18 protein-coding genes and 1 pseudogene are annotated in these 19,649 nt (G+C 69.5%); 13 read left to right on the forward strand and 6 right to left on the reverse strand.

Annotated features, from left to right (window positions below):
• Nucleotides 1-48: 48 nt before the first annotated feature.
• The 7 genes from SLP03_RS23280 (at nt 49) to paaI (ending at nt 8,941) form a co-directional block, all read left to right on the forward strand.
• Complete coding sequence (locus SLP03_RS23280; RefSeq protein WP_319462752.1) at nt 49-900, forward strand: SDR family oxidoreductase; 852 nt, start codon at nt 49-51, stop codon at nt 898-900.
• Nucleotides 900-2,366, forward strand: a complete 1,467-nt coding sequence (locus tag SLP03_RS23285) for an amino acid adenylation domain-containing protein (protein ID WP_319462753.1) — start codon at nt 900-902, stop codon at nt 2,364-2,366. Before SLP03_RS23280 ends, SLP03_RS23285 begins: the two co-directional genes overlap by 1 nt.
• Complete coding sequence (locus SLP03_RS23290; protein ID WP_319462754.1) at nt 2,363-2,584, forward strand: acyl carrier protein; 222 nt, start codon at nt 2,363-2,365, stop codon at nt 2,582-2,584. The genes SLP03_RS23285 and SLP03_RS23290 overlap by 4 nt, the downstream gene beginning before the upstream one ends.
• Nucleotides 2,581-3,882 (forward strand): flavin monoamine oxidase family protein, encoded by a 1,302-nt coding sequence (locus SLP03_RS23295; RefSeq protein ID WP_319462755.1) that lies wholly within the window; start codon nt 2,581-2,583, stop codon nt 3,880-3,882. The genes SLP03_RS23290 and SLP03_RS23295 overlap by 4 nt, the downstream gene beginning before the upstream one ends.
• Nucleotides 3,879-5,597, forward strand: a complete 1,719-nt coding sequence (locus tag SLP03_RS23300) for a class I adenylate-forming enzyme family protein (RefSeq protein WP_319462756.1) — start codon at nt 3,879-3,881, stop codon at nt 5,595-5,597. The genes SLP03_RS23295 and SLP03_RS23300 overlap by 4 nt, the downstream gene beginning before the upstream one ends.
• A 201-nt stretch (nt 5,598-5,798) precedes the next feature.
• Nucleotides 5,799-8,384, forward strand: a complete 2,586-nt coding sequence (locus tag SLP03_RS23305) for a BTAD domain-containing putative transcriptional regulator (RefSeq protein ID WP_319462757.1) — start codon at nt 5,799-5,801, stop codon at nt 8,382-8,384.
• A 122-nt stretch (nt 8,385-8,506) separates the two neighbouring features.
• The gene (paaI, locus tag SLP03_RS23310) at nt 8,507-8,941 is read left to right on the forward strand and encodes a hydroxyphenylacetyl-CoA thioesterase PaaI (protein ID WP_319462758.1); all 435 of its coding nucleotides are present in this window, start codon (nt 8,507-8,509) and stop codon (nt 8,939-8,941) included.
• A 523-nt stretch (nt 8,942-9,464) separates the two neighbouring features.
• On the opposite strand, the gene SLP03_RS23315 is transcribed toward paaI, so the two are convergent.
• Nucleotides 9,465-10,739 (reverse strand): alkaline phosphatase family protein, encoded by a 1,275-nt coding sequence (locus SLP03_RS23315; RefSeq protein ID WP_319462759.1) that lies wholly within the window; start codon nt 10,737-10,739, stop codon nt 9,465-9,467.
• A 298-nt stretch (nt 10,740-11,037) separates the two neighbouring features.
• Nucleotides 11,038-11,393: pseudogene (locus tag SLP03_RS23320) on the reverse strand (phosphoribosyltransferase); the annotation flags it as partial.
• Between the two features lie 155 nt (nt 11,394-11,548).
• On the opposite strand from SLP03_RS23320, the gene SLP03_RS23325 reads away from it, so the two are divergent.
• From SLP03_RS23325 to SLP03_RS23335, 4 genes are all read left to right on the forward strand, one after another.
• Complete coding sequence (locus SLP03_RS23325; RefSeq protein ID WP_319462774.1) at nt 11,549-12,280, forward strand: class I SAM-dependent methyltransferase; 732 nt, start codon at nt 11,549-11,551, stop codon at nt 12,278-12,280.
• An 8-nt stretch (nt 12,281-12,288) separates the two neighbouring features.
• Entirely contained in the window at nt 12,289-12,534 is a 246-nt protein-coding gene (locus SLP03_RS31725) for an SDR family NAD(P)-dependent oxidoreductase (RefSeq protein ID WP_413644724.1), read from the forward strand.
• The gene (locus tag SLP03_RS23330) at nt 12,506-12,664 is read left to right on the forward strand and encodes a hypothetical protein (RefSeq protein ID WP_319462760.1); all 159 of its coding nucleotides are present in this window, start codon (nt 12,506-12,508) and stop codon (nt 12,662-12,664) included. The genes SLP03_RS31725 and SLP03_RS23330 overlap by 29 nt, the downstream gene beginning before the upstream one ends.
• Before the next feature lie 122 nt (nt 12,665-12,786).
• A complete protein-coding gene (locus SLP03_RS23335; RefSeq protein WP_319462761.1) occupies nt 12,787-13,959 on the forward strand; it encodes a hypothetical protein in 1,173 nt (390 codons plus the stop codon).
• A 205-nt stretch (nt 13,960-14,164) separates the two neighbouring features.
• On the opposite strand, the gene SLP03_RS23340 is transcribed toward SLP03_RS23335, so the two are convergent.
• Nucleotides 14,165-14,389 (reverse strand): CoA-binding protein, encoded by a 225-nt coding sequence (locus SLP03_RS23340; protein WP_319462775.1) that lies wholly within the window; start codon nt 14,387-14,389, stop codon nt 14,165-14,167.
• A 410-nt stretch (nt 14,390-14,799) separates the two neighbouring features.
• Nucleotides 14,800-15,018 (reverse strand): hypothetical protein, encoded by a 219-nt coding sequence (locus tag SLP03_RS23345; protein ID WP_319462762.1) that lies wholly within the window; start codon nt 15,016-15,018, stop codon nt 14,800-14,802.
• Between the two features lie 209 nt (nt 15,019-15,227).
• On the opposite strand from SLP03_RS23345, the gene SLP03_RS23350 reads away from it, so the two are divergent.
• Both SLP03_RS23350 and SLP03_RS23355 read left to right on the forward strand, forming a co-directional pair.
• Nucleotides 15,228-16,586: a vanadium-dependent haloperoxidase gene (locus SLP03_RS23350; protein ID WP_319462763.1), complete on the forward strand. Its 1,359-nt coding sequence runs from the start codon at nt 15,228-15,230 to the stop codon at nt 16,584-16,586.
• 234 nt (nt 16,587-16,820) lie between these two features.
• Nucleotides 16,821-17,339: a hypothetical protein gene (locus tag SLP03_RS23355; RefSeq protein WP_319462764.1), complete on the forward strand. Its 519-nt coding sequence runs from the start codon at nt 16,821-16,823 to the stop codon at nt 17,337-17,339.
• Nucleotides 17,340-17,700: 361 nt separating this feature from the next.
• Here SLP03_RS23355 and SLP03_RS23360 read toward each other — a convergent pair whose 3' ends face one another.
• On the reverse strand, nt 17,701-18,294 hold the full coding sequence (locus SLP03_RS23360; protein ID WP_319462765.1) for a site-specific integrase: 594 nt from the start codon (nt 18,292-18,294) through the stop codon (nt 17,701-17,703).
• 20 nt (nt 18,295-18,314) lie between these two features.
• Nucleotides 18,315-19,496 carry a low temperature requirement protein A gene (locus tag SLP03_RS23365; protein WP_319462766.1) on the reverse strand — a complete coding sequence of 394 codons (1,182 nt, stop codon included), beginning with the start codon at nt 19,494-19,496 and terminating at the stop codon, nt 18,315-18,317.
• Nucleotides 19,497-19,649 lie beyond the last annotated feature (153 nt).

A 19,649-nucleotide genomic window follows, 5' to 3' on the forward strand; every position in this document is an offset into this window, starting at 1 on the left:
TGAGCCGGGTTTGCGAGCCCCGCAGTCGCGAACGGAAGGAAGGACAGCATGACCACAGTGCTCATCACGGGGACCTCATCCGGCATCGGCCTGCAGACCGCGATCCTCGCCGCCGGTGCGGGCTGTCAGACCATCGCGACCGTACGCGACGTCGGACGAACCGAGGAGCTGCGCAAGGCCGCCGCGGACGCCGGCGTCCAGGTCGACATCCAGCGCCTCGACGTGACCGACGAGGAGTCGATCAACGCCTGCCTCGACACGGTCATCGACCGGTACGGCGTACTCGACGTCCTGGTCAACAACGCCGGCCACGCCAACACGTTCGCCACCATCGAGACCTGCGACATGGCGCGATACCGGACCAACCTGGAGGTCAACTTCTTCGGCGTGGTCGCCACCACGAAGGCAGCGCTGCCGCACCTGCGGGCCAGCCGCGGGCGGGTCGTCACGATCGGCAGCACGCGTGGTCTCATCGGCCAACCGTTCAACGAGGGCTACTCGGCGGCGAAGTTCGCGGTCGAAGGCTTCATGGAGAGCCTCGCACCGACGGTGGCCCGCATGGGCGTACGGCTCGTGCTGGTGGAACCCGGCCCGGTCCTGGGCTCCCGGTTCGGCGCCAACTCGGGAGTCACCCGCGAGTCGCTGCAGCGCGACGCGGGCGTCTACGCCGACGTGCTCGAACCGTACCTGGACTGGGTCGCCCGCGGCGGCTGGCCCGGCGCCCAGTCGCCACGTGAGGTCGCACAGGTCGTGCTGCACGCCATCACTACCCCCGAGCCGGCGTTCCGGATCATGACGAGCGAGTGGGCCCGCGACTACGCCGCCACCAGGCTCGCCGACCTGTCCGGTGCCGCCGTCACGGCGATGACCAGTTCATGGCTCGATCGGGTGGAGGGCTGATGGGCAGGACCGTCCTCGCCGGTGCCGGTGTCGTCCGCGACCTCGTAGACGCGTTCGCCGAGGCGGTACGCAGATACCCGCACCGCCCGGCGATCATTCACAACGGAAGCCCGCTGAGCTACCGGGACCTGGACGCGCGGGTGCGGGCGACCGCGCAGGCCCTCGGGCCGGCGCCGGGCGTCGTCGGCGTCCACACGTCGCATACGCCGGGCACGGTCGTCGGGCTGCTCGGGGTACTCGCGGCCGGCGGCACATACTGCCCCATCGATCCGGCGTACCCGGTGACGCGCCAGGACACCATGCTCACCGTGCCCGGTATCCGCACCGTACTCGCCACCGGGCCGATCCCGTCGGTGCCGCCTGGAGTCGCGGTGCTGCGCCTGCCCGAGAAGGGCCCCGAGCCGGAACCGTTCACGGTGATCGACACGGACGCGCCGGCGTACCTGCTGTTCACCTCCGGGTCGACCGGCGATCCCAAACCGGTGGTCACGCCGCGCGCCGCCGTTGCGATCACCGTAGCGGCGGTGCGTGGCCTCTTCGGCATCACCTCGGCCGACCGGGTGCTTCAGTTCGCATCGCTGAGCTGGGACACCTGCTTCGAGGAGATCCTGCCGACGCTGGTGTCGGGCGCGGCGCTGGTGTTCGACGACGAGGCGTACACGGGGTCTTTCCCGCGCTTCCTGCGGCTCGTGGAGCGCGAGTCCATCTCCGTGCTGGACCTGCCCACCGCGTACTGGCACGAACTGGTCCGCTACCTCGCCGAGGATGACACGCAGTTGCCGGAGTGCCTCCGCCTCGTGATCATCGGGGGCGAGGCCGCCAGCGCTGCGCGGGTCAAGGACTGGCATGCCCTGCGTACCGGCGGCATCCGGCTGCTGAACACGTACGGGTGCACCGAGACCACGCTGATCACGCACGCCGCCGATCTCGACGGGTCCCGCGCGGGTGTCCCCATCGGCCTGCCTCTCCCACATGTATGGGAACGGATCAGCGACGACGGCGAGCTGCTGATCGGAGGCCCGGCGCTCGCGCTCGGCTACCTCGGCCGGCCCGACGACACACAGGCGCGCTTCGTCGAACTGCACGACGGCCGCTACTTCCGCACCGGGGACCGGGTACGCCGCGCACGTGACGGCCTCCTGTTCCACGACGGCCGGCTGGACCACGAGATCAAGATCCGGGGCATCCGCGTCGACCCGGCCGAGGTGGAGGCCCAGCTGACGCAGCATCCGAGCGTGACCGCGGTCGCGGTGACGGCGGTGGTCCGGGCGGGGCAGCCCACTCTGGTCGCCTACGTCGTCGCAGCGGGCCACGACGACCTGCGCGACTGGCTGCGCGAGCGGGTCCCGGCGCACCTGGTGCCGAGCCGCATCACCGTCGTGCCCGATCTCGTGAGTACCGCGAGCGGCAAGATCGATCGCGCCGCGACCCACCGGCGCTACGACCCGAAGGAGGCTGTGCAGTGACCATCGACGAGGTCATGGACATCTACCGCCGAGTGCTGGAGACGTCCGGGATCGGACCCGACTCGGACTTCTTCGCGTACGGCGGCGACTCCCTGCTCGCCACCCGAGTGCTCAGCGCGATCGCGCGGACGAGCGGGGTCGAGCTGTCGTTCGGCGATTTCCTGCGCGCGCCGACGCCCGAGGCGTTGGCGAAGCGGCTGGCGAGCGTGCCCACGTGAACGTCATCGTGGTGGGCGCGGGCCTGGCCGGGTTGACAGCCGCGCACCGGCTGGCCGGGCGGGGCCTCCACGTGACCGTGCTCGAGGCCCGCAATCGCGTCGGCGGCCGCACGCACGGCATCGAGATCGCGCCGGGCGCATGGGTCGACGCGGGTGCCGCGTACCTCGGCGACCGTCACACGGCGCTCACGGCGCTCATGGCCGACGTGGACCTCAAGGCCACGCCGACCGGCATGGTCGGGGACAGCCGGTTCGCGCTCGGCGACGGCGTCCAGACCCGACCCGGACGGTTCCCGCCGCTCAGCGCGGTCGCGCTCGGCGGCCTGTTCGACCTTCTCACCGAGCTGACCCGCCAGGTCGACGTCGCAGCCCCGTGGCTCACGCCCCGGGCCGCTGAGCTGGACCGCACCACCGCGGCGCAGTGGGCGGCGCGGCACCTGACCCACCCGGACGCGCGACTGTTCTTCGATCTGTTCCTCGGCGAGATGATGGCCGCCGACCCCACCGCGACATCGGTGCTGCACCTGTCGCTCTACCTCGCGTCCGGCGGCGGTCTGCGCTACCTCAACGCGTTCGAGGGTGGCGCCCAGCAGGACCGGATCGACGGCGGCGCACACCAGCTCTGCGAACGGCTCGCCGCCGGGCTGGAGGTGCGCCTGAACGAGCCGGTCCGGGCCGTCCACCCCGACTCGGTGCGGACGGCGCGCGGCACCTACCCGGCCGACGCCATCGTGGTCGCGGTGCCACCTCTGCTGGCGGACCGCATCGAATTCCAACCCACCCTTCCGGTACGCCGGGCCGGCCCACAGACCGCGTGCGGGTGCGCGGTCAAGGTCCACCTGGTGTATCCGGAGCCGCTGTGGCGGCGCGCGGGCCTGTCCGGCTGGTCGCTGAGTGCCGACGGACCACTGTTGTCCACGGTGGATGACTCACCGCCCGGCGGCCCAGGGGTACTAACCGGGTTCGTCACGGGGGCCGAAGCGGACCGCTTCACCGCGCTGTCCGCAGAACAGCAGCGGGCGGCGGCCACCGCGCAGGCGGCACGACTGTTCCCGCAGCTGCCCGCGCCGATGGCGGTCCACGTCACCGACTGGGTGCACGAGGAGTACAGCCGGGGCTGCTACGCGGCCCTGTTCGGCCCCGGCGACTGGATCCGGCTCGGCCCCCACCTGACGACGCCGCACGGGCGCGTGCACTGGGCCGGTACGGAGACGAGCACAGAGTTCTTCGGGCTGATGGAGGGCGCGATCCGCTCCGGCCATCGAGCCGCTGACGAGGTCCTGAGGAGGTCGCCATGAGCGACAAAAGTTCCATCGTGCCGACGACATCGATCGCCCCGCTGTCGGTGCGCGAGCAGTTCATGGCTGAGCCGGAGCTGGGAGCCGGCAACTTCCTGGACTACGCGCTGCGGGACAACCCGAACCGGGCGGTGCCCTACGCGTACAGCCACAGCCTCGACCACCGGGGCCGGGTGGTCGTGCGCGGGCACAGCCTGATCGACCTGGCCAGGCTGCGCGACCGGTACGCCAAGTGGTACTGGGCCAACGGCGTGCGCGCTGGCGAGCCGGTCGGGGTGGTGACGGCCGAGGGGCTTGAGCCACTGATCCACTTTCTGGCGCTGTCCGCGCTGGGGGCGATCCCGGCGCTGATCAACGATGCGATGCGGCCGGATGTGATGATCCGGTACCTCGACCATGTAGGCGTCGTGGGCGTGGTCGCCGATGACACCACGCGGATCGCGTCCGCATACCGGGCCGATCCGCAGCGGCGACCCCGGTTCCTGGCCCTGACGGCGGAGGTGCAGGCTTTCGACGCGGATTCGGCCGAACTGCCTACGCAATACCCGTACTTGCACAAGGCCGACGACGTCGTCGCACTGATCCACTCCTCCGGCACGACGGGTACGCCGAAATCCACCATCCTCGCTCACCGCCAGTTCTGGGAGGGCAAGGAGCCGCGCATGGTGCGGTTCCCGGCCGAACCGTACGACCGGCTCATGTGCCTGATGCCGCACACCCACGCCGGCGGCCTGAGCTACTTCCTGACCGCGACGCTGCTCGGGCTGCCCATGATGGTGATGGGCGACTGGCGCCGCGCGACCGTGGAGCCGGTGATGGAGGCGTTCCAGCCCACGATGGTCGCGTCCTTCCCACGTACGTTCGTCGAGTTGGCGACGGGCCCGTTGCCGGTGACGGGCGCGGCCCGGGTGCACTCGTGGTTCAACACCGGCGATTCCGCCCACTACGGGCACATTCGGCGGCTGGTCACCCTCGGCGAGCGACCGGCCGGCCTCATCAAGCCGTGGCTGCTGCCCAGCGAACGCGCGGCCGAGGAGGAGCAGCCCGGCTCGCAGTTCGTGGACGGGCTGGGCTCGTCCGAGATGGGCATGGCCCTGTTCGGGCAGGTGCACACGCCCGAGTCCGAACGAAACGACCGCTGCGTCGGCAAGCCGACCGAGGTCGTGACCGGAGCGGCCGTCCTGACCGACGACGGCGAGGAGGTGCCGCCGGGCACCGTCGGTCTACTCGCGATCAAGAGCCCCTCGTGCACGCCCGGATACTGGAACGCCCCCGCACTGACGGCAACCTTCGAGCGCAACGGGTGGTGGCTCACCGGGGACGTCGCATACCGGGATGCCGAGGGTCGGTTCTATCACCTCGACCGCACAGTCGATGTGATCGACACCGCCGACGGACCCGCATACAGCCTGCCCATCGAGGAGGTGCTGCTGGCGGACCTTGCCGAGGTGGTACTGGACTGCTCGGTGGTCGGGGTACCGGCGGCGGACGGGGTCGGGCAGAGTCCGATCGCAGTCGTCAGGCTGCAGGCCGGTGCCGACCCGACCGAGGAGGAGCTGCGCGAGCGGGCCAACAAGGCGCTCGCCGACCACGGCTTGGCCACGTTTGCCCTGGTCAGCATCGTTCGGACGCCGGCAGACCTCCCGCTCGGCCCGACCGGCAAGGTGCTCAAGCGTGAGCTGCGCACCAGGTTCGCCACCGCGCTGCGTCGCTGACCCGTCAAGGCGGTCCGGCAGCCGCCGCACCAGCTGCCGGACCGCTGTGATGATCTCCCCGATCGAACCATGGTCTCCAACCGATCGAAGCACAAGAATGGTTCCAAAAGCGTTCTCACGGGGGTCCCAACCGACCTGTTCGTCGGGCCGCAGCGTCGAGGGCCTCATACGAACGGGCGCCGACGATCGTGGGGAAGTGCGATGTTGGAGTTGAACCTGCTGGGGCCCGTCGAGGCCTGGTCGAACGGAAACCGTGCGGCGCTGGCCCCTCTGGAGCGCAACCTGTTGGCGCTGCTCGCATTGTCGGCCGGTTCGATCGTCTCCACCGAGCGGATCATCGACGGTCTGTGGGGCGACCGTGTCCCGGCCGCCCCGCGGGCCCGCGTACAGGGCCTGGTGTCCGCGCTCCGGCGCAAGATCGGCGGTGGATTGGTCACCCGGAACCCGGGCTACCTGCTGGAGCGGACGGAGCTGTCCAGTGACCTTGACCGCTGTGAGGAGCTCGCCCGGCAGGCGCAGCAGGCGCAGACGCCCGCCGACCGGGCCGCCCTCCTGCGGGAAGCGGTCCACCTGTGGCGCGGCGAGCCACTGGACGGGGTCTGGGCACCCGGCACGACGGCAAGCCGCGTACGCCTGGCAGAGCTGCGCATCTCGCTGACCGAGGAGTGCTTCGAGGCGGAAATTGCCCTGGGCAGGCACGCCAGCCTGATCCGGGACCTCGTGGCTGCAACGGCCGCGCACCCGTTACGCGAACGGCTCACCGGTCAACTCATGCTGGCGCTGTATCGCTCCAACCGCCAAGCGGAGTCGTTGCGCGCGTATGCCGCGCTGCGCGACCGGCTCGCCGAGGAGCTGGGCAGTGATCCGTGCGCCGACCTGCGCGCGCTGCACATGATGATCCTGCGCGGGCAGGCGCCCCGACCGGAGCCGACCGAAGCACCCAGGGACGACCACCGGCCGGCGCAGATGCCCGCCAGCGTCGGACACTTCATCGGCCGCGACGCGGACCTTGCCGCGCTCACCGCCGCGTTGCCCAGCCCCGCGGACGAGCCTCGCGTGCTGCTGATCTCCGGAGCCGGCGGCCTCGGCAAGACCGCGCTCGCGGTGCGCTGGGCACACGCGGTCGCGGACTGCTTCCCCGACGGGCAAATCTTCGTCGACCTGAGAGGCAGCCGCGACAGCGCCCTGGCGCCGTGCTCCGCCCTCGGTGCGGCGCTGCTCGCACTCGGTCTCGCGACGGACCAGCTACCGATGAGCGTGGACGAACGCGCCGCACTGTTCCGTACGCTCATGCACGGCAGGCGCCTCCTGTTGGTGGCTGACGACGCCGGCTGTGTCGGGCAGCTGCTGCCGCTCGTGCCACCCACCTCGGGCAGTCTCATCGTGGCTACCAGCCGTGGCCGCCTGACGGCGCTGACCGCCCACCACGCGGTGTGTACGTTGACCATCAACCCATTGACCAGGACCGCGTCCCGCGAGCTGTTGAGCGCGATCGTGGGTAGGGACCGCCTGCACGGCGACGGGGCGGCGGAGGTGGTGCAGCTGTGCGGCGGCTGGCCACTCGCGATCAGGCTGGCCGGGGCGACCCTCGCGGCCCGATCCAAGCAGTCGCTCTCGTCGTTCGCCGACGAGCTGCGCGAGCGGGTGGATGTGCTGTCCGTGCCTGACGACCCGCGGACCGTACGCGCGGCACTGGCAGCGGCGCACGCCGGCCTCGAACCGGCGGCGGGGCGACTGTTCGCGCAACTCGGTGTGCTGCCGAGCACGTCGGTGTCGCTGCACCTCGCAGCGGCGGTCGCGGGCGTCTCGGCGCTGCGCGCTCGGCAACTGCTCGACGAGCTCATCTCGGCGAACCTGGTGGTCGAGATCGCCCCCGACCGGTACTGCTGCCACGACCTGATCTGGCGGTACGCCCGCCGCTGCGGTGCGGCGCTGGCCGACCGCACGGTCGTCGAGGAGCGCGGCCTCCGCTGGTACCTGGCCCTGCTCGACGCGGTCCTCAGCGGCGACGCGGCGGGCGTCCTCGCGGCCGAGGCCGCGAACCTACCTGCCCTGGTGCGGTGGGTGGCCGCCCGCGGTAATCCCGCGATGACATGGAAGCTGGTGTCATCGGCGTTCGCGGCCGGCGCCGCACTGCCGGTATCCGCGTATGAGCTCGGGCTGGCCGCGGCGAAACGGCTCGACGACCGCGGCAGGCCCACGTTCGCACTCGGTGAGGCGCACGCCTGTCTCGGCCTCGCCCTGTTGTGCGACCCGGTGCGCCGCCACGACGCCGTCGGCTACCTCACCCTGGCCGCCGAGCTGCTCGATACGAACGAGGGGCCGGTGCCGGCCGTCGCATCGTTCGCCCTGGGCATCCTAAGCGGCCACGACGGTCGGCCGGCGGAGGGCCGAGCATTCCTGGAACGCATGTTGCTGTACCTCGACCCGGGCCGGGAGCCGATCTCCTACGCGATCGCCCTGCTCGGCCATGCCGACGTGCGCGTCCGGGCCGGGGCGGGGGAGCAGGGCGCGGCTCGATTCGCCCAGGCGCTCATCCTGTGCGAAGCGACCGCCGGCATCCGGTTCGATCACCAGCGTGAGTCGCTCGACCCGTTGGTGGTGACCGATTTTCTCGCGTACGTGACCCGTTGCCTCTCCTCCCCGCGGATCGCCGCCGCGGACCGGCTGCTCGCCGGCAAACTGCTCGGTGTGTGCCACGCAGTCGGTGTCGGAACGGCTCCGGTTGCCCTGTCCCGCATTCCGCGTCAGCTGACCACGTACGCCACGGATGTGGCGAACGTGTAGCGGAATCGCAGCCCATGCGCATACGGGCGGTACGTAGTGGATCCCCGGCTGTGGCCGTTCCGCAGCGGTTCCGCAGAACCGGCCGCGAAACTCAGCGGCACACCCAGCCCTGAGGAGGCACAATGCTCCGATCCCACGCCGAGACGATGTACGCCCGGGACGCCACCTGCAAGACATTGGGCATCACCATCGACGAGGTCTCGCCCGGCCGTGCCGTGCTTCGCATGCGGGTCACCGACACGATGACCAACGGCCACGGCACGGCGCACGGCGGCTACCTGTTCCTGCTCGCTGACGCGGCGTTCGCGTACGCGTGCAACTCCCACGGCCCGGTCGCGGTCGCACACACCGCGCAGATGACGTTCCTGCGCCCCGCGTCGGTCGGTGACGTCCTGATGGCCGAGGCAACGGAGCGCGGTCGGCACGGCCGAGGCGGGCTCTACGACGTCACCGTGAGCCGGCCCGGCGACGGGGTGATCGCGGAGTTCCGCGGGCACAGCGTAACGCTGGCCGGGCCGCCACAGTACGCCCACCGGGTCGCCTGCGGCATGGTCTGAACACCCAGCGAGAGACACCGCTGAAGGGGAAGCTCGCCGGACTTGCGGGACCCACCGCGTCGACCGCCGCCCGGGCAGAAGCGCGCTCCGGGTCCGCGCGGGTCAGCCCGGTCAGCGAGCGGCCCTCTGCCAGTGCCCGCCAGCGGTGACCCGTCGTCAGGCGGGCCACTTCCAGTCGGGCCTTGTCTGGTTCAGGAAGGGGTCGAGGCCGAGCCGGCGGCGTTAGGCGGCGTGGATCCAGGCGGCGACCGTTCCCGGCGGGAACGTCAGATCACTGACGCTGACCTCGCCGGCGCCGTCTGGGCCGTGGCAGGCGGCGACCAGGCCGAGGGCCTCGTTGGTGTAGTCGAGCTTTGTGACGATGATCGGGTTTCGGGAGACTCCTTACCCGCGTCCGCCGCCTCCGTCGACGGTGTGACGAACAGTCGGAAGTCAATGCCGCCGTGAGCCTTGCCGGGCTGAGGTCGCCCGATATCGCCGACACCGAGCCGATCAACTAGGAGGTCGGCATTGCCGCGGCCGTTCAGCCGACGCGCCATCCCTGTGCCCGCGCGAGGGCGGCGAGTTGCTTCCAGTCCTCGTAGTCGACGTACTCGCCGGATGGGCACGGCAGGCTGACGACCTGGGGGACTTCCCACCGGGGCGCGGTGAGGTCGGGCTCGCGGGTGAAGTCGAGCGCCTCGGCCAGATTGTTCGCCGCCGCGTCGCGCACGGTCAGCGGCGGAAGCCCCCACCGCCACTCGATCATCTTGAGTGCGGAGGTGTGGTCGTACACGGTGTGCGAGACGTAGCCGCGTCGGGCCCGCGGCGAGATGAGCAGGCACGGGGTACGGAAGCCGCGCAGCCCGGTGCCGAGGTCGGGCCGCGCGTCGGGGGCCGTCTCGGGTGCCACGTGGTCGAAGAAGCCGCCCCACTCGTCGTAGTTGATGACGAGCGCGGTACGGGGCCACAGTGGACCCGAGCTGACGGCGTCGTACACCTGGTTGAGAAAGTACTGGCCGGCGCGGATGTCGGCGTGCGGGTGGTCGTCGGCGGACGTTCCGCTCTCCTCGTCGAGGAACTTCGGGTCGAGGAACGACACGGCGGGCAGCGTGCCGGCCGACGCGTCCGCGAGGAACTGCGGGTAGCTGCGGGAGATCGGCAGGTATTTGGTGCCGTACAGGGCCAGGAACGGCGTGTCGTAGTAGTAGTACGCATGGGATACGCCGGCGTCGGCGAGCCGGTCCCAGATCGTGGGCATGGTCGCGATGTCGGTGGAGTTGTGGGTGCGGTCGGTCTGTGCGCTGTGCTGGTAGAACCGGTTCGGGTAGGTCTCGGCCATGGTGGCGGAGAAGTAGCGGTCAAACGCCGTCCAGTAGCGCGCAGCCCTGCTGTAGAACTTCAGGTCCGAGGCCGTGTAGTAGCCGATCGCATACTCGTCGTTGGCGCCCGCGCGCAGCCAGCCGTCGCAGCGCCCGCCGTTGAGCTCCACCCGGCCGCCCTCGTACGAATGGTCCGGGTCAGGGTGCGCGCATCCCTGGTAGTCGGTGAGGTGATACGTGCGGTGCCGTACGCCGGCGCGGTCCAGGTAGGTCAGCCCGGCCTGCTTGCCGTCGGCACCGGGCAACCAGCCGAGGTAGTGGTCGAACGACCGGTTCTCCATCATGACGACCACGATGTGATCGATGCCGCTGCTCGCCGGTTCGGGAAGCGGCGCCGCCGCCGACGCCGACAAGCTGCGCCCGAGGGCCGCGGCGCCCGCCACTCCGGCGGCTCCGGCGAGCAAGCGCCGGCGGTTCACGTGGTGGGACATGCTCATCGGGTACCTCCGAAGACGTCGTGGCCGAACGCGTGCCGACCGCACAGAGCAGGGTAGGGACAACCTCGGTCGGCTTCCCATCGTCGGTGAACAAGGGCTGACCCGCATCCTGAAGGGATGTCCAAATATCTCGCCGCTTCTTGAAGCGCGTTGATCCACTCGATGTCCGTGACATCGGGGTGTCGCGCTGCGGCCGATAGCCCGATATCCCGACTCCGAGTGGATCAAGGCGCGGCTCCGGCAACGTGGCGAATGCCGTGGACCGGGGCGGTCTAGGCCGAGGGCAGGTCGGTCCGTCGAGCAGGCCGCGGATCCGAAGTTCCGCGACCACCTCCGGCGGGCAGTCGGCCACGACCGCGGCCGTCCCCACGGGGACGGCGCCGCGCGACGAGATCAGCTCGTACAGGGCGCGTACCTGGGCGCCGGTCGCCACCCACGAGCACCCGGTCGCCGCGGCGGACGTGCCGATCGCGTACGCCCAGCGCCAGTGACCGCCCCCGGTAGTCCGGTGCGGGAGTGGACCCATGTCGTCGGCTCCGCCGGTATGCGGCCGTCACTGCCCTTGACGGCGGCGACGAACCCGGCCCGCAGGTGAACCGCCACCAGCGGGCCGAGCAGTATGCCGGTCAGCTCCGGCGCCACCACGACATCGGGTCGCTCAGCTAGGTTGGGCCGACCCTCTGTGTGCGCAGTTCATCACAGCTCTTGTGAGCGGAAGCAGCGGGGTAGTCAAGCCAACAGAATTGGCGAATGTGAATCACGCCATTGCCTCCTTGCCCCCCGCCTCGCCAGGTAGTTGGCTCATCAGCATGGCTCGCATCGCGTACGACCACGCTGACGCGGCAGCGTTCGAGGCAACCCGCCACCTCACCGATGACGGGCTCGCGTCGTGGCGGGCCGCCGCGACCCGGCACCTCGCCCCGCAGCCGGGCATGCGGCTGCTCGACCTGGGTGCCGGCACTGGAAGCTGGGCGCGGGCCTTCACCAACTGGTTCCCCGGCTCCGACGTCATCGCCGTCGAGCCGTCGGCGGCGATGCGGGCCCGCTCCGTGTTCGAGCCCATCCTCGCTGGCGACGCCGCGCACATCCCGCTCGATGACGACAGCATCGACGGCGCTTGGATTTCCACCGTCATCCACCACGTTTCCGACCTGACCGCCGCAGCCCACGAACTACGCCGGGTCCTGCGCCCCGGCGCCCCCGTGCTCATCCGGTCGGCGTTCGCCGGCCGGCACCAGGCGATCACCCTGTTTCGCTACTTCCCGGAAGCCATCCGAGTGCTCGACACCTACCCCAGCATCGCCGACGTCGAATCTGGCTTCGCCGACGCCGGATTCGCCACGGCGGCCATCGAGCAGGTCCCCCAGATCACCGCCGCGTCGCTGCGGGAGGCAGCCGCCACACTGCGGCGGGAAGCGCACACTCTGCTTCAGCTGATCACCGACGACGAGTACGCCGCCGGAGTCAGGCGACTCCACGAGGCCGCACGGGTCGACACCGGGCCCGTGATCGATGCGCTGGACCTTCTGGTACTGCGTTGAGCGATCCTTTGCGGTCTCAGCGTGACCGGCTGGCGGTAGTCACCGGTGCAAGCAGAGGATTGGGTAAGGCGCTCGTCGCCCGTTTTGCAGAGGAGGGCTGGAGTGTTGTGGCGTGCGTACGGACGCCGGTCGCGGCCTCAATGTTGGCACACGATCGCGTCACCGCTGTAGTACAGGACGTCCGGGACCCGATCGGTGCCGTCGTGTTGGAGGCTATCGCGGGTAGTGATCGCCGAGAACCACGTGCTCCATGAAGACTCCCGTTATGAGGACTCCCGTTGGCTCGCTCACCCGATCGGCTCCGGAGAGGACCTGTGCACAATGCTCGTCGAGCTTCCCCTGATGATCGACCTGACTTCTTCGGCGCTCGGCGGGCCGATCTAGACCCTGGGTGACAACCCTGAGTTCCCTGGGTGGTTGGCGCGTCAGCGTACGACCTGTGGCGGACAGCCGGGTCGGCATTCGGGTGGACGACGGCACGGGGGTCGACCGGGTGTGATCAACCAATGATGAAGAACGCCAAACGCCTCGGCCTCGCGGGCATGGCCCTCGCCGTTGCGCTGTCTCCCGCCGTGCTGGTCTCGACAAGTGTTCAGGCCTCGCCGCGTGCTGTGTCGACCGTACCGGCGCCGGCTGCCGACGCGGTCGAGCTGCCGGCGCTGCCTGGCCGGTACGACGTGGGCACGCTGACTCGGGCACTGACCGACCACCACCGCGCGGATCCGTTCGCGCCGACGCCGCAGGATCGGTCGGTGATGATCCAGCTGTGGTATCCGGCCACCGACGTCGAACAATCTGCTCCGGCTCCCTACATGACTTCCGCGTTGGCCGCGTTCGAGGAGAACGCCAGTGGTTTGCCGGCGGGGACGCTCGGTTCGATCCGTACCCGTGCCCACGTGGACGCGCCGCCGCGCCGGACGCGGGGCGGCTGGCCGGTCGTGTTGTTCTCACCCGGCTCGGGCAGCAGCCGTAGCCTGTACACCACGATGGTGGAGGATCTGGCCAGTCAGGGATTCGTCGTGGTCGCCATCGACCACCCCTACGACGCCGACGCGGTGGAATTCCCCGGGGGCCGGCTGGTGCTGCGTAACCAGCCACCAGACAGTGACCAGACCAACGCGGCGGCCGTCGCGGTACGAGCCGATGACACCAAATTCGTACTGAACGAACTGTCCATGCTCCACGGACGCCTACGTGGCACCATGAATCTGCACCGGGTGGGAATGTTCGGCCACTCGATGGGCGGTGCCACCACGGCCGCGGCGATGCGCACCGACCCGCGCATTGCTGCCGGCGTCGACCTGGACGGCACCCTCTACGGCCCCGTCGTCGACGCCGGGCTGTCCCGCCCGTTCCTGCTGATGAGCAGTGCCGGCCATGACAGGTCAAATGACGGTACCTGGGCGACGTTCTGGTCCCACCTGCGTGGCTGGCACCGCGACCTCAAGGTGGCCGGCTCTGGGCACCTGACCTACACCGATATCGCACCGCTCAGCGGACCGCTGCATTTGGCCGGCATGTTCCCGACCGAGATGACGGGCACCATCGACGGTGACCGGGCCGTCCAGATCGAGCAGACCTACCTCACGGCCTACTTCGACCGGTTCCTCCGCAACGCGCCGACGCCGCTGCTGGACGGGCCTGACGCGCGCTACCCGGAGGTTCTGTTCGAGGACTGAATCGTGCGCGATGGGGCCGCTGAGCCGTCCCCACGCCAGGCGCGTCGTGGCAGCGTTCTACCGGGCAGGGGCCCCGTGGAACGCTGCCGGGGTGAGGGAATGAGGTGATCTCAGCAAGGAATGCGATCTGATCCGGGACGACACGGGCATCTTGCCTACTTCGGACGGTGCCGTACAGGGGCGTGGGGTCCTCGGTAAGCAGTTCTCACCACAAGATCGCCCACCATGGTGAGGACCCCACGTGATCGCCTATCGTGCCATGCTCGACGACACACGCCTGCACGCCCCGGTGTCGCGCCCACTCGATCGCCGGGCAACGTTCCATGACGACGTCGAGCCCGGCGTCGAGGGCACGCTCGGCGGCGGCCTCGTCGATCACCCCGAACGGGAGCCACACGGCGCCGGAACCCCCTTCGATCGCCTCGACCAGCGACGCGCTCCGGCACCGCGCTGGCCACCCCCGCGTACCGCAGCGGGTCGCGCTCGTTGGCGGCTACGTCGCCAACGTCCACGCCGATCTCGGCGGCGGGCCGCCTCAACGCGGCGGCCAGGCTGCCGGCGCAGGCGACCTCCGGGTAGAGCTGCGCCGGGTCGGGGACTTCGGCCCGCACCTTGATGACCGAGATCTGGCGGGTGAGCGAATCATGCAACTCCCGCGCGAGCCGGCTGGCTCGCGACGGCAAGGTGGTGATCAGCGAGGTGGGCCCCGGCGATGGACCCGACCGATGTGCAGCCGCTCCTCGTTGGCGGGGCGCCGCGCGGTCTCCTCGCGGATGCGCTCGGCCTCGTCCGCCCGGCGCTCGGCCTGTCGCAGCGCTTCACCCGCCGCGCCGGCGGCGATCAGCCAGGCCAGCTCGAGGGCACCTCGGGCCTGCGCTTCTTGCCGGCGCCGATGAGACGGCGCTTGTAGGCGGCGAAGTCGGGGTGGTGCAGGGTGATCCCGACGCCCAGGGCGATGATCGCCTGGCGCAGCTCGACCGCGATCTTGCTGATGTGGACCTTGCCGGAGCGTCGCCCGGCCGACTCGTAGCTGGTCGAGGCGTATTGGCGGCCGGGCAACACGCGCAGGTGAAATGGGACTGAGGGGTTCTGTTCTTCCGCTCGCGCCGCCCTGCTCTCGCTAGGCTTCGTTCAGTTGCCGCAGGTGATAGGCGTGTTGCTGCCCACCGACACCAGCGCGGCGCGGCCTGACGACCAAGACGATTCACATTGGCCGACCCCAATTCGAGCGGCCGATGGCCACGAACTACGGGGCAGAGGTGTACGCCATGAGCCACCAACCGTCGTCTGCCAACCTCATCTCCCGCCGTATTGTCCTGGCGGGCATTGGAGCCGCCGCCGTCGCGGGACGAGCGCCACGTGCCGTAGGGGCGAGCCGCGATCGGCATCCTGAGGACTTCGATGCGTCCGTTCCGCTCGCCTGGTTCGACCTGGCGCTGGCGCTGACGCGGACGACGCCTGGCTTCACGCCGCCGGTGACGGCGCGCTCGTTGGGCTACGCGGGTGTGACGCTATACGAGGCCGTCGTTCACGGATCCCGGCAGTACCGATCGCTCGCCCGGCAGTGGCCGGGTCTACGCGGGCTGCCTCGTGACGAGCGGGGCGACAACTGGCCGGTCGTGGCCAATGCCGCGCTCGCCGGCATCCTGCGCTCGCTGTACGCCAACACGAGTGCGGCCAACCTGGCCGCGATCGACGCATTGGAGGCCGAGCTCAGCGAGCGTGCACGCCGCCGCTCCTCCCATTCGGAGGTCGCCGCGGCGGCGCGGCGCGGTGCGGAGGTGGCGCGCGCGGTGTTCGACTGGTCTCGCGGGGACGGCGGCCACGAGGGCTATCTGCGCAACTTCCCGCCGGACTACGTGCCGCCGCCCGGCCCTGGGCTCTGGGTCCCCACCCCACCGGCGTTCCAGCCCGCGCTGCAGCCGAGATGGGGTGACAACCGCCCTCTGGTGTTGCGCGACGGCCGCAGTTGCGCACCCGACGATCCCACCCTGTACTCCGAGCAGCGACAGTCTGCCTTCTTCGGAGAGGCGCGGGAGGTGTACGACGCGGTCAACAACCGCACGCCGGAGCAGGAGGCGATCGCGCTCTTCTGGTCCGACGACCCGGGTGTGACGGCCAGTCCGCCAGGTCACTCGATCTCGGTAGCGACGCAGGTGCTGCGCCTCGAGGACGCGTCGCTGATGCTCGCCGCGGAGACTTATGCCAAGGTCGGCATGGCCGTGTGCGACGCATTCATCGCCTGCTGGAAGACGAAGTACATCTACAACCTGCTCCGCCCCGTCACGTACATCCAGCGGCTCATCGACCCGACCTGGTTGCCGCTGCTGAACACGCCGCCCTTCCCGGAGTACACGTCGGGCCACTCGGTACAGTCCGCCGCCGCGTTCGGGGTGCTCGCGGACCTGTTCGGTGACTCGTACTCCCTCGACGACCACACGCACGACAACCGAGGACTCGCGCCGCGGCGTTTCGACTCGTTCAGTGCGGCCGCGAAGGAGGCGGCGTTATCCCGGTTGTACGGCGGCATTCATTTCCGCCCAGCGATCGAGCGAGGGCTTACGCAGGGACGATGCGTCGCCGAGGCAGTCAACGGTTTGCCCGTGCGCCGCCTGAAGCGGCACTGACTCCGGCTGGGCACCCTGGGAATGCGGCGCGAACGAGCGTAATGGCCGTGGGCCGTCTCCGGGACCATCCGAACCGCCCGATCCCGCAACTCACGCGGGTAGGGGACTTCCATGGCATGACTCATCCTCACAATCGAGTCGCCACGGAACCCGGGGTGGTTCACCCAGGTGGGGGACCGCCACCTCAACTTCCGCGAAGACCGGGACACCCTCAACCGGCAGTGCCTATCGTCCGTGAGTACGCGCAACAGCGCTACGAACCCCATCTGCACCTTCCCACCACAGCGATTGAAGAAGGTTCATGTGAACATCCGCAGGAAATCGGCTCGTGCGTTCATCTCCCTCCCTCTTGCGTTGCTGCTCTCCACTTTGGGCACAGGGGTGGCGCACGCAGAAAGCATGAAGGGTAAGGCTGGCCAGATGCCCGCTTTCTACGAGGGCAAGCCGGTCACCGTCAATATGAAAGAGATGCCGGCCGGTGCCTCAGCCGCGCTGATCGCGCACAACGGGAGCATCAACACGATCTATGCAGGGGCCGACCTGGACGACGAACAGCCGTTCCCTCCTGTGATCGATGCCATCCAGCGTGAAGGGTTCAACCCCCTGTGGCGGCAAGTCCGCATCGTTCCGCCTACGGCGTTCACCTCAGAAGCGGATATCCTGGCGGCTGCGGCCGCAGGGACAATCACTCTCGTCACGACGGACGAGGTGTATCGCTGTTCAGTTGTCGCCCCCAGCCCGAGACCCCGATGAAATAGCGTCGCACAATGAAGCTGCCCGCCTCGCAAGGGGCGGGCAGCTTCCTGCGGCTCCTTCAGCCGTTGAACACCACGCCCATTCCGGCGTTAGGGATCCAAGGCCCGGATCAGAGGTGTACTCGTTGATCAGAAACAGTCATCTTGCCGCCGACGTCACCGGCTTCTTCGGCACGGGATTGAAGCAACAGGGAAATGTGGACGAGCCCTCTCCCGTACAGCAGCCGAGTGCAGCAACCAACCGCACGGAGCCAGGCCACGAGCGACCGCAAGGAACCGTGTTGCCTCGCACGAGACCGCATCCGACCCGGGCAAGCTCAAGGCCCCTCGATCGAGGGGTCTTGGCTCGTCTCTGAGGGTTAGTCGGTGGCCGCTGGCAGCGAGAAGGCAGCGAAGGACTTCAGCACCCGCCGGTCCCGCTCAGCGGTGGAGTGGGTGTAGCGGTTCAAGGTCGTCGAAGTCTGCTCGTGTCCCATCACCTTGGCCACGTCATTGATCGGTACGCCGTCCGACACCAGCCAGGTGGCGTATGAGTGCCGGAGATCGTGGAAGCGCAGTACGGCCGGCTGGCCGGCGCGCTGCAGCGAGGGCTTCCACACTCGGCTTCGGAACGTGCCGCGGCGGATCGGCTGGCCAGTCCCGGTGGTGAAGTCGAGGACCTGGTCGTGGTGCCGGAAGGCCCGCGCGTGCTCCGTGAGGAGCTGGGCCGCGAACGGCGGGAGCGGCACCGTGCGGCGGCCGGCCTTTGACTTCGGGTAGGGGTTGATCGTGATGTGCCCGGAGACCTCCTCGGTGACCCTGATGACGCGGACCGTTGCTGTCGCGAGGTCCACTGCGTCCCATTGCAGGCCGGCGCACTCACCCCAGCGCAGGCCGGTACCGGCGGCCAGGGCGACGAGGGATCGGTAGCGCTCTGGTACCGCGGCGAGCAGCCTGCCGAGATCTTGTCTCAAGACGTGGGTGACACTTTCGGCTAACCGGGTGGTGACGGCGGCTCGGGTGGGCGTCCGCGGGCGCGGGCTTCATCGGCGATGGCGACCCCGCCGAGGACTGCGATGGCGGCGATGGCGGCCAGTAGCGGCGGCACGAGGAGCATCGGCGGTGTCAGGGCGACCAACACGAGCAGCCCGATCACCCGGTCCCGGGACACGCGGCTGAACACCGCGTACTCGAAGAAGGAACGCCCGACCAGGAACAGTGCGGGCCCGCCGAGGATGACGGCGACCCAGGCCGGCCGTGTGTGCCCGAGTGGATGGGCGATGACGAGTTCGTCGCCCACCGCGGTCGCGACGATGCCGGCCATCATGAGCAGATGAGCGGTTAGCGCCGACACGCCTAAGCGGTCTGGGTGGGGCGCCGCTGCGATGGCAGCCGGCAACAACTCTCCCGAGCGGTAGATGTAGATCCGCAAGAACAGCGCCGCGCCGACGAACGACACCACGAACGCCGCGGTCCGATCAGCCGCGAAGCCGCTGCCACTGAGGGTCAACGCGGTGACCAGGATCAACTCGCCGAGCGCGATGACGAAAAGCTGCCGGTACCGCTCGGCCAGATGCTCGGCCACGATCGGGTACTCCGATTCGGGCGAGCGACCCAACCCCGGCGTGGGGAAGCGGAATCCGCGTGCCGTGTAGTCCACGGCCACCGCCAGCGTCCACAACGCCCCACGCGCCGCACCCTGCGCGAGCGCACCCGCGATCCACGGCACCGCCGAGACACCAAACCAGAACAACACCCGCACGCTTCTGCTCTGCACTTCATGGCCACGCAGAGCGAGGACGAGGAAGAGTTGGCGGCCGACATGGATGGCGACGTACATGCCTGCGAAGACCAGACCTCGCTCGCCGAACGCATCGGGCAGCGCGACCACCATCACCAAACTGCCGAGCATGGTCGCGGTCACCAGCAGCTGTATCGCCGGCCGCTGCGGGTCGTACAAGTCGGTTACCCACGCCGTGACGGACCAGACCCACCACATCGCCAACAGCAGCACCAGCGTCTGGAAAGCGCCGCTCCATCGGAGATCCTGGATCAGCCCGTGCGAGAGCTGGACGAGCGCGACGACAAACACCAGGTCGAAGAACAGCTCCAGGAAGTTTGCCCGCCGCGGCTCTTCGGGTCTTCGCAGCAGCTTGGCACCGCTCGTCGTCATCATCCCGCCCGTTCTGCCGGCTTTGTCGGAGCCTTGAAGCATTCGTACCACGCGGCGACGTTGGCGAGGAGGATCTGCGGCCGCGGCCGCGCTACCCGGGCGGGCGACGGTAGAGGCCAGTCAGCTTCTGCTATCCGTCGCCGCCGGTTCGGATCA

The sequence above is a fragment of the Micromonospora sp. RTP1Z1 genome, from assembly GCF_033804685.1.
Classification (GTDB): domain Bacteria; phylum Actinomycetota; class Actinomycetes; order Mycobacteriales; family Micromonosporaceae; genus Micromonospora.